The 13721-nt window shown below is 44.2% G+C and carries 13 protein-coding genes; 7 read left to right on the top strand and 6 right to left on the bottom strand.

The window, feature by feature from the left end:
- Positions 1-286 precede the first annotated feature (286 nt).
- The 3 genes from BJP37_RS27485 to BJP37_RS27475 all read left to right on the top strand — a co-directional run bounded on the left by BJP37_RS27485 (position 287) and on the right by BJP37_RS27475 (position 5371).
- A complete protein-coding gene (locus BJP37_RS27485) occupies positions 287-997 on the top strand; it encodes an ABC transporter ATP-binding protein (RefSeq protein ID WP_075903630.1) in 711 nt (236 codons plus the stop codon).
- 364 nt (positions 998-1361) lie between these two features.
- The gene (locus BJP37_RS27480; RefSeq protein WP_075903628.1) at positions 1362-3728 is read left to right on the top strand and encodes an ABC transporter permease; all 2367 of its coding nucleotides are present in this window, start codon (positions 1362-1364) and stop codon (positions 3726-3728) included.
- A 188-nt stretch (positions 3729-3916) separates the two neighbouring features.
- On the top strand, positions 3917-5371 hold the full coding sequence (locus tag BJP37_RS27475) for an efflux RND transporter periplasmic adaptor subunit (RefSeq protein ID WP_075903626.1): 1455 nt from the start codon (positions 3917-3919) through the stop codon (positions 5369-5371).
- A 312-nt stretch (positions 5372-5683) separates the two neighbouring features.
- On the opposite strand, the gene BJP37_RS27470 is transcribed toward BJP37_RS27475, so the two are convergent.
- Positions 5684-6058, bottom strand: a complete 375-nt coding sequence (locus BJP37_RS27470; protein ID WP_075903624.1) for a c-type cytochrome — start codon at positions 6056-6058, stop codon at positions 5684-5686.
- 455 nt (positions 6059-6513) lie between these two features.
- On the opposite strand from BJP37_RS27470, the gene petG reads away from it, so the two are divergent.
- Positions 6514-6627, top strand: coding sequence for a cytochrome b6-f complex subunit V (petG, locus tag BJP37_RS27465; RefSeq protein ID WP_070395274.1), 114 nt, complete (start codon positions 6514-6516; stop codon positions 6625-6627).
- 35 nt (positions 6628-6662) lie between these two features.
- On the opposite strand, the gene rsmD is transcribed toward petG, so the two are convergent.
- Positions 6663-7202 (bottom strand): 16S rRNA (guanine(966)-N(2))-methyltransferase RsmD, encoded by a 540-nt coding sequence (rsmD, locus tag BJP37_RS27460; RefSeq protein WP_075903622.1) that lies wholly within the window; start codon positions 7200-7202, stop codon positions 6663-6665.
- A gap of 76 nt (positions 7203-7278) precedes the next feature.
- Positions 7279-7935, bottom strand: a complete 657-nt coding sequence (gene hisH, locus BJP37_RS27455; RefSeq protein WP_075903620.1) for an imidazole glycerol phosphate synthase subunit HisH — start codon at positions 7933-7935, stop codon at positions 7279-7281.
- A 67-nt stretch (positions 7936-8002) separates the two neighbouring features.
- Between hisH and BJP37_RS27450 the strand changes: the two genes are divergently transcribed.
- Together BJP37_RS27450 and BJP37_RS37565 are read left to right on the top strand one after the other, a co-directional pair.
- Positions 8003-8512: a C15 family peptidase gene (locus tag BJP37_RS27450; RefSeq protein WP_075903618.1), complete on the top strand. Its 510-nt coding sequence runs from the start codon at positions 8003-8005 to the stop codon at positions 8510-8512.
- Positions 8513-8596: 84 nt separating this feature from the next.
- A complete protein-coding gene (locus BJP37_RS37565; protein ID WP_143727827.1) occupies positions 8597-8803 on the top strand; it encodes a hypothetical protein in 207 nt (68 codons plus the stop codon).
- Between the two features lie 539 nt (positions 8804-9342).
- Here the strand turns inward: BJP37_RS37565 and BJP37_RS27445 are convergent.
- The 3 genes from BJP37_RS27445 to BJP37_RS27435 all read right to left on the bottom strand — a co-directional run bounded on the left by BJP37_RS27445 (position 9343) and on the right by BJP37_RS27435 (position 12116).
- Positions 9343-10560 carry an RNA-guided endonuclease InsQ/TnpB family protein gene (locus BJP37_RS27445; protein ID WP_075903616.1) on the bottom strand — a complete coding sequence of 406 codons (1218 nt, stop codon included), beginning with the start codon at positions 10558-10560 and terminating at the stop codon, positions 9343-9345.
- Between the two features lie 152 nt (positions 10561-10712).
- The gene (gene ylqF, locus BJP37_RS27440) at positions 10713-11579 is read right to left on the bottom strand and encodes a ribosome biogenesis GTPase YlqF (RefSeq protein ID WP_075903614.1); all 867 of its coding nucleotides are present in this window, start codon (positions 11577-11579) and stop codon (positions 10713-10715) included.
- 120 nt (positions 11580-11699) lie between these two features.
- The gene (locus BJP37_RS27435; protein WP_075903612.1) at positions 11700-12116 is read right to left on the bottom strand and encodes a universal stress protein; all 417 of its coding nucleotides are present in this window, start codon (positions 12114-12116) and stop codon (positions 11700-11702) included.
- A gap of 191 nt (positions 12117-12307) precedes the next feature.
- Here BJP37_RS27435 and BJP37_RS27430 point away from each other — a divergent pair, with 191 nt between their 5' ends.
- Positions 12308-13513 (top strand): phosphoglycerate kinase, encoded by a 1206-nt coding sequence (locus BJP37_RS27430; RefSeq protein WP_075903610.1) that lies wholly within the window; start codon positions 12308-12310, stop codon positions 13511-13513.
- Positions 13514-13721 lie beyond the last annotated feature (208 nt).

The following is a 13721-nucleotide window of genomic DNA, read 5'->3' as shown; positions in this document are numbered from 1 at the left end:
TTGTCTATATTTACAAAACTTTATACAGCACCCAAAACTTTTGTCCGACTACTTAATATCTAGTAATTACTATTGAAATAATTAATCATAACTTATAGCACCAGATATTTTAATTATGAAAATGGGACAAAAAAATAATTGTTTTTAAAAATTGGCAATAATAAATAACGTAGGTTGAATGCTAAATAATCTGTTCCCATATCCGCTGTTCCCTGTTCCCATATCCGCTGTTCCCTGTTCCCTAAAAACCTAGCAAGATGTACTGAATAAAGTCGCCAACCGCTATATGAACAATGAACTTATTTTCCAAGTGCGTGACGTGACTAAAACCTATCAGATGGGGGAGGTGAATGTTCAGGCACTAAAATCAGTTACTATTGACTTATATGGAGGAGAATTTGTAGTATTGCTTGGTCCGTCTGGAAGTGGCAAGTCCACTCTGCTGAATATTCTCGGAGGACTTGATGTTCCCTCCTTCGGACAAGTCAAATTCTATAATCGTGATCTATCAAGTGCTGATGATCGTGCTCTTACCCGCTTCCGTCGGGAGTGCGTTGGTTTTGTGTTCCAATTCTACAATTTGATTCCCAGCTTGACGGCTCAGGAAAATGTTGCTCTGGTGACCGAAATTGCTCCTCGTCCGATGCGTCCTCGGGAAGCTTTGGGACTAGTGGGACTAGACCATCGTCTTAACCATTTTCCCGCTCAATTATCTGGGGGTGAACAACAACGGGTTGCGATCGCTCGTGCTATTGCCAAACGTCCTCAAGTGCTCCTATGTGATGAACCAACCGGAGCGTTAGACTTTCAGACGGGTAAGCTAGTATTGAATGTATTGGAGCGAGTGAATCAGGAGTTGGGAACAACTACTGCTGTAATTACTCACAATGCTGGAATTGCGGCTATGGCAGATCGGGTGATTACCATGCGTAGTGGTGAGATTATTACTGTACATGGTAATCAGACTAAGATTGCTCCTGAAGATTTAGAGTGGTAAGTCAACGATTGAGTATGTTAAGAATTAAATCAAATTACCTAGCTCGATAGAAAACCGGAGCTATAAAAGAACTAGAAGGAGTCAGAAAGTAAGAGACTTCCCAAGGAGGTGTCAGCTATGATGGCAATATTATTAACAACTTTGTTCGTTTGCTGTCTGTTCGCCTTGACCTTAGTGTGTGAAGCTTTGTTTTATAAAGAAGAACAGCAGTTATAAAAAATGGAGCGTTCCTTAATAATGGAATGATTTTAAGAGTTTTTAGGTGCGCTTGACCTATTAAGAATTAAATTCGCACCAACGGGCTCGCACCTGTGGAATGGGCATCTTGCCTGTTCCTGATATTTTCGGTTGGTCTTAGACTTTCATGAATTCCCTAGACCGTAAACTCTTACGTGACCTATGGCAATTGCGAGGTCAGGTAATAGCGATCGCATTAGTAGTAGCCTGTGGCATTGCTAGCTTCGTCCTAGCCAGGAGTGCCTATAGCTCTTTGCGACTAACCCAAGACACATATTACAACCGCTACCATTTTGCCCAAGTTTTCGCTTCCCTCAAACGCGCCCCAGAAAGCCTCAAATCCCAAATTGCTGCTATTCCCGGTATTGCCCAAACCCAAACTCGGATTGTGGTTGATGTCACCCTTGATATCCCTGGTTTGACAGAACCAGCCACAGGAAGACTAATCTCAATTCCTGAGCGTCGTATTTCCATACTCAATGACTTATTTATTCGTCAGGGTCGCTATATTGAACCAGGACGAGGAGATGAAGTAATCGTCAGTGAAGCCTTCGCCCAAGCCAATCAACTCAACTTGGGTGATACTATGGGTGCCATCATTAATGGACGTTGGGAAAAATTGCGAATAGTAGGAAAGGCGCTATCACCAGAATACGTTTATGAAGTGCGAGGTGCTGGAGAAATCTTCCCAGATAATCGGCGATTCGGAGTGGTTTGGATAGGTCGGGAAGCCTTGGGTAAAGCCTTTGACCTTGATGGTGCCTTTAACGATGTCAGCCTTTCTTTAAGTCCAGGGGCTCAAGAAAGGGAAATTATTAGCCGTTTGGATCGATTACTGGAACGCTACGGTGGGTTAGGTGCTTATGGAAGGGAAGATCAATTATCCCATCAAATTCTAGCAGATGAACTCAGCAGTTTGGAAGTCTCTGCTACTTTTATGCCTTCGATTTTGTTAGCGATCGCATCTTTCCTACTGCATGTTGTCCTCTCTCGCCTGATCGGAACCCAACGGGAGCAAATTGCCGTTCTCAAAGCCTTTGGTTACAGTAACGTAACCATCGGTATCCATTATCTTAAATTTGTCCTTGCCATTGTCATTGTAGGAGGTTTCCTTGGCACCATAGTTGGTCTTTGGCTTGGTAATGGACTAACCCAATTTTATGCTGAATTTTTTCGCTTTCCCCTACTACGCTATGACGTCAGCTCAGACTTAGTCGCCACCGCAATCTTAGTCAGCTTTACCGCAGCAGCCATTGGTGGACTAATGGCGGTACGTCGGGCAATTTCCCTTCCTCCAGCCCAAGCCATGCGTCCCGAACCCCCAGCTGAATTCAAACCTACCATTATTGAACGACTAGGTCTACAGCAGTTTTTCTCCCCTGCCGGTCGCATTATCCTACGTAATTTGGAACGCAAGCCCATCCAAGCCTTCCTATCCATTATGGGAATAGCTGTTGCTGTAGCAATTCTCCTGACTGGGTTGTACATCTCAGATGCATTGACATACCTGGTGGATTTTCAATTCCGCCAAGTGCAACGGGAAGATCTCACCATTATTTTTAATCAACCCCGTCCTGCACGTACCCGTTACGAAATCACTCACTTACCAGGAGTTATTCGTTCCGAACCCTTCCGCATCGTACCAGTACGTTTACGCTTTGACCATCATACCTATCGCAGTGCTTTAACTGGAATCGACCCAGCCGGAGAATTCCGCCGTCTGCTAGACAAGAATTGGTACACCGTGCATCTACCCCCAGACGGAGTTGTCATGACTACCAAACTAGCCGAAATCCTAGGTGTTACTCCTGGAGATACCCTAACCGTGGAAGTCCTGGAAGGAAGCCGTCCCGTGCGTCAAGTTCCTGTAGTCGGCTTGGTGGATGAACTCCTCGGTGTCTCAGTATATATGGATATCCATGCCCTCAACCGACTGATGCGAGAAGGACAAACTATTTCTGGTGCTTACCTCTGTGTTGATCCTCACCTTGCTAGTCAGCTTTACTATCGCCTCAAACGTCTACCGGCTATTACCGGTATTAGCACCCGTGAAGCTAGCCTGGAAAGCTTTGAGGAGATTATTGCTAAACCTCTGCAAGTCTTCACAGCAGTACTAGTAATTTTTGCCTGCATTATTACCTTTAGCGTAGTCTACAACTCAGCACGGATTGCCCTATCAGAAAGAAGACGAGAATTAGCCAGTCTCAGGATTATGGGATTCACTCGTGCTGAAATTGCCTTGATTCTCCTAGGTGAACAAGTTATTCTTACCCTACTCGCCCTTCCAATTGGTTTTGGACTCGGATACGGTTTAGTTGCTTTAATGTCTCTTGCCTATAATTCTGAACTTTACCGTTTTCCCTTAATTCTTACTAAATATACCTATGCTTTTACATTTGTTATCGTAATAGTAGCAGCATTCTGTTCTGGGTTAATTATCCGTAGACAGCTGAATCGTCTGGACTTAATCGCTGTTTTGAAAACCAGGGAATAAGCATCAACATGGTGATAGTTAGTAAGCTATCAGTTATCAGCTATCAGCTATCAGCTAATGCTTACAGTAGTAATTAAATAGTAGTAATTAAATAGTAATAATTAAATAGTAGTAATTAAATACTGTTGCGATCGCCTTTGGCGCGGCTTCGCCGATCGCACAATCAATTCCGCGATTTGAGACACTTCATGAAGCACCTTCCTCAACGGCTAACTTACCTTATGGTTGGAGTTGGCATCATCACAGTAGTTGTCCTAGGATTTCGTCCTGCACCGATTCGGGTTGATCTAGCCGAAGTTAAACGCAGTAGTTTGCAAGTAACAGTGGATGGAGAGGGAAAGACCCGTATCCGCTCCCGCTTCGTAGTTTCAGCTCCTGTTGCCGGTCGGCTGGCGAGGATAAAACTAGATGAAGGAGATAAAATTAAACAAGGGGCAATAATTGCCCAAATTGACCGCCTTCCTCTAGATTCAGATGTCCGAGAAGCTCAAGCACGGCTAAGGCAATGGCAAGCAGAGCGTGATGGGGTAGCAACCAAGCGACCAAAACCACAAGCTTTATTCCAGGCTCAAGCCCGCATCCGGTCAGCAGCAGCCCAACAGCAAGAAGCTCAAGCTCGTGTCCAGCAAGCATTAGCAGCACTAGAGCAAGCAAAACGCGATCGCCAACGCTCCCAACAGTTACACATTGATGGCGCAATCTCTCGTAAAGAGCTCGAAACAGCTCAATTGCTAGAAACTACCCGCCAGAGGGAATTAGAAGCAGCGCAACGGGAAGTGGATAGTGTTGCCGCTGAAGTAGTAGCCGCCAAAGAAGCCCGTGCCATTCTCCAAGCTGAACAGCGAGACCCTGACTATTTACTTGATGTCTACAATGCTCGCATTGCCAGTGTTCAAGCTGAACTTGCTAAGCTAGCTGATCAAGCAGCCCGTGCTGAAATTCACTCCCCAATTGATGGTTATGTCCTACGAGTCAATGAGGAAAGTGCTCGATATGTAGAAGCCGGCACCCCCCTGTTGGAACTAGGGAATCCTGCCGACCTAGAGATTGTCGTTGATTTGCTTTCTACTGATGCGGTCAAAGTCAAGCCAGGAGCAAAAATGTTCATTGAACATTGGGGGGGAGAGCGCACCCTAAACGCTCAGGTGAAGTACGTCGAACCCTCAGGTTTTACTAAAATTTCAGCTCTTGGGGTAGAAGAACAGCGAGTGAATGCGATCGCTAATTTTGTAGATTCCCCAATTCCTTTAGGTGATCGCTACCGAGTAGAAACACGGATTGTAGTTTGGGAAAGCTCAGATGTGCTAGTCGTTCCCTTAAGTGCCATTTTCCGATGTGACTCACAACAAAATAGCTCCTTGGACCCGATTGCACAAAATAGGGATGATTTGTCCGTGTCTGGAACAGGGGGAAAACAGGGAAGTAACCAATTTTCAGATCATCAAAGGAGTATCCAGCGCTCCAACTTCCAGACTTGGTGTACATTTGTGGTGGAAAACAACCAAGCCAAGAAACGTCAGATTATAATTAGTCAGCGCAGTAATCTTGAAGCAGTGATTCAACAAGGACTTCGAGAAGGAGAAATAGTGATCTTGCATCCCACTGAGCAAATTCAGGAAGGAAAACAAGTTGCACCCCGTTGACTAGCTATCCGTTGAATAGCTATAATCAGTGATTTTAATTTCTATAATTTACATTTGAGATGTGAAACTTAATTGATAGCAAAAGGGATTGGCGTTCCTGAATTCAGGTATAATCTTAAACTAGCAAAATTAGCGTAGGCTAAATCACAAATCAATCAGCAACGCCGGAAATATTATAAGTTAATCAACATTTAACTGGCATATTTTTTCTTCAGCGCTCTTCATCAACCTTCAACCTTCAACCTTCAACCTTCAACCTTCAACCTTCAACCTTCAACCTTCAACCTTCAACCTTTAACCTTCAACCTTTGGTTACAATTGCTCCAGGTAACTCAACAGGTCTGCCATATCTCCAGTTTGAGGTTGAAACTTAGGCATTGGTGGTGTTCTACCACTGATCACTTGCTGAATCAGGCTGACGTCAGACTTTCTCTTAGAGATATTCAGTAGACTTGGTCCTACATTACCATCCCCGTTGGCTCCATGACACCCAGCACAGTTGATTTGAAAAATAGCATTACCTCGGACTGGATCACCGTTCAGGGACAAAACCTTTTGTACATAAGGATCCGAATCCTGCATCATGGGAATTCCGATCAGGCTAAGACTTATAGCAAGCAAAGCCACTAGTACTATCAAGGTGACTCGCCGCACTAGAACTCTAGGTTGGACAAGCTGGTTTTCCAAAGGATCTCCTGTCAAGTTGACTATCGATAAAGCGCTTGTAATCTCGATAAAACTGAACCATTGATTAAGTTGTGTTAAGCAATGATAAGTAAATACTTAGACTAAGTATTATTTTTGTTTATAAACATAGCTTAAAATTTATGGAGTCATTAATCAAGATCTTGTGTTGTATTTGTATTATATGCTACACTGTGTCTCCCTCTATATACCTGATACTAAGGGAATAGATCTAAGGTATACATTTTAGTATATAAGCTGGGATATAGGAAAAAGTACTCAAGTCAAGTCAGGGCTTAGGTCATTAGGTCAGAGCCTCCTAAGTGTGACTGAGCAATCTCAACCCATGGAACTCAGGATGCTTGATAAATTAGTGTTTGACGACCAGCAGCACCCTAAGGTTGATCAGACCTAGTAATATGAGAAACAGGTAAAAAAACTTAATTAGGAGACTTAGTGTGGTAGAACCGTTGCTTGTTGGGATTGTCCTTGGCTTAATACCTGTTACTCTATTGGGGTTATTTTTTGCTGCCTATATGCAATACCAACGGGGTAACCAACTTGGGGGTTAGTTTTTCCTTCCCATGAGCTGACCATTACCCCTGACTTAAACTAATGGGCAATAGAAGGTCAAGGCAGTATTGCCATAGACCTTCTGGCGACAAATTTCTAAATTGGGGATTGGTTGTGGTTGCCAGTAGTTAGAGCTATGCTCAACAGCTAACTCACCATGGCTGTCGAGGAGCTGGTATTGAGCGATCGCATCTAACACTGGCTGGTACAAATCACTAGCGTAGGGGGGGTCAAAATAAATGTGGTCAAACTGCTGAGGAGCCAAGGTTTTCAATCGTCTGACCACATCCCCCTGCAACACCCGAAATTCTTGCTGCGCCTGAGCCATCTGTTGCCAGTTTTGACGAATAATTGAGCAAGCTTTTGCCCATTTGTCAATCCCTACCACCACAGCAGCTCCCCGACATAGAGCCTCAGCACCCATTGAACCACTACCAGCACATAAATCCAGCCATCGGCAATTCTCTACACTGCCTTGCCAAATATTAAATACTGCCTCCCGCACCCGTGCTGGCGTCGGGCGGGTAATTTGTCCTGGCAAAGTTTTAAGTTGGCGATTGCCGTAAATTCTCATCCAAACACAGGACAGTGGGGAGCGTGCTGATTAAATCAGTAGTAGTAGAAAAAGAGTTTTAGAAGAATAATAATTTTCAGGCTTTGGTGACAAGTGTACGATCATGGCAGTAACTCTTGACCTGAGCCACGAAATTAGACAAAATTTGCAGTCCTGTAGTAGAAGACTTTTCCGGGTGAAACTGTACTGCTACGACATTATTGTAAGCGATCGCAGCCGTCACGGTTTGACTCCCATGAGTAGTAGTTGCGGCTCGAATCCCAGGGTCAACTGGGTCAACATAATAAGAATGGACAAAATAGACTCGGGGATTGCCCGATAAATGCTGCCAAACGGGACAATCTGGTTGAGTAAACTCTAGCTGGTTCCAACCCATATGGGGAATCGTAATACTTGGTTCTCGACGAAAGCGGCGCACTGTCCCAGGCACAATCCCTAATCCAGGTTCGGTGCCTTCTTCACTTGCCTCAAACAGAATTTGTAAACCTAGACAAATACCTAAAAAAGGTTTACCACTGGCAATGGCTTGTTTAATCGGTTGATCCAGGTTACGCGATCGCAAATGTTGTATCGCTGGGTCAAACGCCCCCACTCCTGGTAGTACCACCGCATCCGCCTGTTCTATATCTGCTGCTAAATCTGTCACTAAGGTAGTTGCACCAGCTTTCTGTAACCCTTTACAGGCAGAGTGCAGGTTCCCCATGTCGTAGTCTACAACCGCAATTACTGGCATTAACCTGCTTTCCCTTACATTTACATTGGAATATTCAAGCTATTTTTATTTTAATTGGTTCTGTTGAATGAACAAAAAAATCCTCTTGACATCCTTTCAAACCTGGCTACCGGATCAGGTATCTAACTCCTCTGATGATTTATTAGGGAAAATTGCTCAAACCAATGATTTATCTGCTTCCCTGACTTTTCTTAGACAGTTGCCCGTCGATATTGCCCAAGCTAGTGCTCAGGTAATTGCCAAAATTGATCAAATACAACCCGATCGGATTATTTGTTGTGGCATGGCTACTAAGCGGGAAAAATTAACCGTGGAATCCTGTGCTACTCGTGAAGATGCCTGCCTTCAAACCCCAGTGAACTTAGAACAACTAGTAGCTGCATTGAGTGAATGTGAAATTAGCCATGATGCTGGTAAATTTGTCTGCGAAGGACTCTATTACGAAGTGTTGAAGTATCTTGGAGAGCATCACCTCAATACTTCTTGTATCTTTGTTCATGTGCCTGTGCTGAATCGAGACAATTTGCCCAGTATCTTGGCTGATTTTAGGATAATTTTGGAACAAATGGCACAATAGACTTTATCGCAGTTGTCGGTAAATTCAGATCGGGGAACTTCCGATCAGCACAGAATAATTGAGAAAAACATTATCACGAAAGCAATGCAGCGCCTTAATGAGAGGGTTTCCCCCACTCGCGCTTTGCATCAAGACAATACATTGACAAGAAGCCTAATCAAGACAACCTTGGCCTTTGGCCACGCTACGCGAACAACCTTGGCCTTTGGCCACGCTACGCGAACAACCTTCCCTACGGCAAAGCCAAAGGCTAAAAACCTTCAACTTTCAACTTTTAACCTTCAACTTTAAACAAATACAAACTTTAGTTAATAAATCTTGATGCTTATAGCAGTATCTATTAATACAGGTAAACAGAGCTTACGCAATTCAGCCATCGACACACTACCTGTAGGGGTTAAAGGGTAACTGTTAACACTACCTGTAGAGTTCTTGCGTAAGCCCTGCATCAGCTGTTTCGGTGCTCAATACTGATTATAGGACTGATTGAAAAACTTTTCCCTCGGCAATATTACTGAAGTTGGTTACGCTAATTAGCTCAAGTCATCTGTCTCAAGTTAGGTTTAGCTCCTCAATTCGCTTCCTCGCTTAAGTTCTGGTATTTCTTTTTCAATAGATATTGACAATATTGGTTCAATAAGACTTAAATTCTTTCCTTTTATAGACAAACATATCCATAGGGAACTTAGGCCCCCTAGAAAGACTATCTAGAAAGACTCCCTAGTAATACTCCCTAGTAGGACGCTCACTAGCTAGTACTCACTAGTAGAATCGGGCTTGCAATTTTACTTGTGTAGATGCTGTAGATGGTGACATACTCCCACACTTCCCTATCGGGTAAGTGTGGGCTTCTCAGCGACTCCCGGTATCCCGTCGGACATTAACTGAGCTTTAAGAACGGGATGCCCCACCGCTCTATTTTTTATATTGATCGCTGCATTGTGGTCACGGTCAAGACTGCACCCACAATGAGGGCAGTCGTGCCAGCGAATATGCAGCTTTTTCGGTACTTTCTCTCCACAACTGGAGCAATTTTGTGAGGTGTTATGAGCACTTACTGGGACAACCAACAAACCAGCATTTAAGGCTTTGTTTGTCAGTATCGACAGAAAGCTTGACCACCCAGCATCCAACACAGATAAGGCCAATTTGGTACGAGCAAGACCTTTGACATTCAAAGTCTCATGAGCAATAACGTCATACTTTGACAGCAATTGATTAGCTGTTTTGAAGTGGAAGTCTTTACGCTTGTTAGCTACTTTTTGATGTTGTTTAGCTAACAACTTAATAGCCTTGAGTCTACGATTACCACCCTTCTCTCGACGTGATACTTTTTTCTGAATAAGCCGCAGTCTTTTTTGAGCTTTACGGTAGTGCTGAGGTATTGTAACTGTTTCACCACTCGAAGTAGTCAAAAAATCCTTTAGACCAACATCAATACCAATGATTAAGTGAGGATTGATATCTGTTTTAATTTCAGGAACGGTCTTATCCTCAAGAGAAAGTGTAACGTACAATCCGTCAGCTTTTTTACTGATAGAAACCGTCTTGATTTTGAACCCGTCAGGAATTTGACGATGCAACACAACCTTAATCTTACCCAGTTTTGGTAAGTCAATGCGATTACCTTGCAAGCAGGATTGTTTGATTTGAGGGTAGGTGAAAGTTCTGTAACGACTGAGTGGCTTAAACCTGGGTTTGCCACTTCTTTTGCCGCTACTATCTCCCTTCAAGAATCTGTCAAAGGTTAGCTTAACTCTCTTAACTACATCCTGTAAAACTTGAGAATGAATATCCTTATACCAAGGTCGATCTTGCTTAAGTTGAGGCAGAGTCTTCTTTTGAGAGTAGTAATTAGGGTTGATTCTTAGTTGAGGCAAGTGACAAATCAGAGGACAGGCATTAACAGGTGAGCGATTTTGCTCATACCAGTTGAATCTATCAGCCAATAAGTAATTGTATTGAGCGCATAACATTGACAACCATCTGTCAATTAATGCTGCTTGTTGCTGAGTCGGGCGCAATCTGTACTGATAGGCTGTTCTCATGGCAAATCACCTCCCTTACCATTCTACTATTTCCGACAATTAATATTCAATATGAATCGAAAGTTGCTGTCCGCCATTCATCCCACGCTCACCCTACGGGTTGAGACGTGGGGCATAAGAGCGGTTTAGCTAAGGATTTACATTGGTGGTACTTAGGGTAGTACTTCTGGTGGTACTTCCAATGCAATTGTTCCGAGTAAACCCTTGCGAAAATCACCCAATAGTTGCCGCGCTGTACGTTCGATGTTTCCCTGATAGCGATAGTCGGCTAGACCATGTAAGTAATCTTCAGCGGTCAATGGGTTTGGGTCTAGTTGGTACCTCTTTTGTAAAGAAGACTTTAATAAAAAAGTGTACTCCTTCATCTTATCTAAATCTTTCAGGAATGCAACCAGTGCTGTTGCTACCCGTTGATTGTCGTAAGATGCTTCACCGATGTCATCACAGATAGCTAACTTGAGCGCCTGCTGCTGATTGTTTAACTTGGCAGGAATAACACCAGGAGCATCAAGTAGTTCGAGTTGGTCAGAAATACGTATCCAACGCAATTGGCGTGTCACACCAGGACGACGAGCACTTTCTACCACACGACGTCCCAAAAGTCGATTAATTAAAGCCGATTTACCGACATTGGGAAATCCAATTACCACAGCTCGGACAGGACGAGGTCGCATTCCCCGTGAGCGCCTACGTTGATTGATTTCCTCCCCAGCTGTCTGGGCGGCTTTAGCCACAGCGCGGATACCCTTACCCTGTTGAGCATTAGTGAAATAAGGGATATCCCCCTGCTGTTGAAACCACGATTCCCAAAGTTGGCGCATCCTTGGCTCAATCATATCCACCCGATTGATCACTAACACCCGAGTTTTATTACCCACCCACTGGTCGGTTTGAGGATGATGGGTAGATAGGGGAATCCGAGCATCCCGCACCTCTAATACCACATCCACTCGCTTCAACTGTTCCTTGAGTTCTCGCTCGGCTTTAGCAATGTGTCCGGGATACCACTGGATTGTCATGAGTTATTAGCCATTAGTCATTAGTCATTGGTCATTAGTCATTGGTCATTCGTTAATTGAAAATTGACCATTGACAATTAACAAGCCAGCAATTCTATTAGACCAATGACTAATCACAAATTAGGGAACAATCAAAACTGGGCAAGGGGACAAATTAATCACTCGATCGGCCACGCTATTAGCTATACCTTCATCTGTCAAGCCTAGCCCCCGAGAGCCCATGACAATTAAATTTGCCCCAATTTCGTCAGCCACATCGCAGATCACGAAGGCAGGCTTTCCTTCCCGCTCCAGGGTTTTGGCTTCAATGCCTTCCTGAGCAAATAGTGCTTTGGCACCGTTAAGCAGTTCTGTTACTGCTTCAGGGGATGTCATTGCCTCGGGAGCAGCAGCTGTACCCTGGCCAGGGTCAGGTTTTTCAACCACTGACAGCAGATATAGATTGCTGCCGTACTTTTGCACTATGTTCCCAACAACCTCAGCAGCTTCACGGCTTTCTCGACTTGAGTCAATCGGAAATACAACGGTATTGAACATATCACAGATTTCCTCCAGGATCCGGACTCCGGTAAAATGTGAACGGTCTTAACAAAAGAATACCTTTTGTCCTGGTCATTCAGCTGGTGACTTACCAGTTAATGTACAGCGAACTCTCTGACGTCAAATCATCCGGCAAGACGGCTGATAGTCGGGGATTAGCAGGCAATAGCAATTAGGAGATTAATACTGTGTCCAAGAAAAGTGTAGCCAATTTAAGTGAATCAGATTTAGCCGGAAAAACGGTATTGGTCAGAGCAGACCTGAATGTACCCCTGGATGACAATGGCACCATCACCGATGATACTCGCATTCGTGCTGCTTTACCCACTGTTCAAGATTTACTTAAGAAAGGGGCAAAGGTAATCCTGTGTAGCCACTTGGGACGACCCAAGGGACAAGTGAAGGAAAGTTTACGTCTAACCCCCGTTGCTAACCGTCTTTCGGAACTGCTGGGTCAACCGGTGACCATGTGTAAAGACTGTGTTGGGGACGAGGTCGCTGCCCAAGTTGGTGCTTTGGAAAATGGTCAAGTGGCTTTACTGGAAAATCTCCGCTTCCACGCTGGGGAGGAAAAGAATGACCCAGAATTCACCAAACAGTTGGCATCCCTTGCTGATTTGTATGTCAATGATGCTTTTGGAACAGCCCACCGGGCTCATGCCTCTACTGAGGGAGTCACCCATTACCTGAGTCCTTCTGTAGCTGGGTACTTGATTGAGAAAGAACTGCAGTATTTACAAAACGCTGTAGAAAATCCCGAAAAGCCTCTAGCTGCAATTATTGGCGGCTCTAAGGTGTCCAGTAAGATTGGGGTGATTGACACTCTACTGGAGAAGGTGGATAAACTGCTAATTGGCGGTGGAATGATTTTTACCTTCTACAAGGCCCGTGGTATGAGTGTGGGTAAGTCCCTGGTGGAAGACGATAAGCTCGATTTGGCGAAATCTTTAGAAGCTAAGGCCAAAGAGCGTGGTGTGGAATTGCTGTTGCCCACCGATGTGGTCATCGCAGATAATTTTGCCCCTGATGCTAATTCCCAGACTGTCAGTATTGAAGCTATTCCCGATGGCTGGATGGGTTTGGATATTGGTCCAGATTCTGTCAAGGTGTTTCAGGAGGCTTTGGCAGATTGCAAAACTGTGATCTGGAATGGTCCGATGGGAGTGTTTGAGTTTGATAAATTCGCTAAGGGGACAGAAGCGATCGCAAACTCTATGGCTGAGCTGACCAAGACAGGTGCATCTACTATCATTGGTGGTGGTGACTCAGTAGCTGCCGTCGAAAAAGTTGGTGTTGCTGACCAAATGAGCCACATTTCCACCGGTGGTGGTGCCAGCCTTGAGTTACTCGAAGGCAAGGTTCTACCTGGAATTGCTGCTTTAAATGATGCCTAACTATTTTTAAAAGCATTGTTTTAAATAATAGTTTTAAATAGGGAGATAGCATTGCTGTCTCTCTATTTATCATTATCTTGATGGTGAAATTTTTTGGTTTCCAATCAATCAGCATTGGTTTTTAGGATCTATTTGGAAATCCTAGATTGGGACTAAGGGCGAAAAAGTCATCATAAACAGAGCATCGCGGAAACATCACCATCAGTGA

Source organism: Moorena bouillonii PNG, from assembly GCF_001942495.1.
GTDB lineage: Bacteria > Cyanobacteriota > Cyanobacteriia > Cyanobacteriales > Coleofasciculaceae > Moorena > Moorena bouillonii.
Note: the sequence above shows the minus strand (reverse complement) of the source record. Positions and strands in the feature narration are given on the sequence as shown.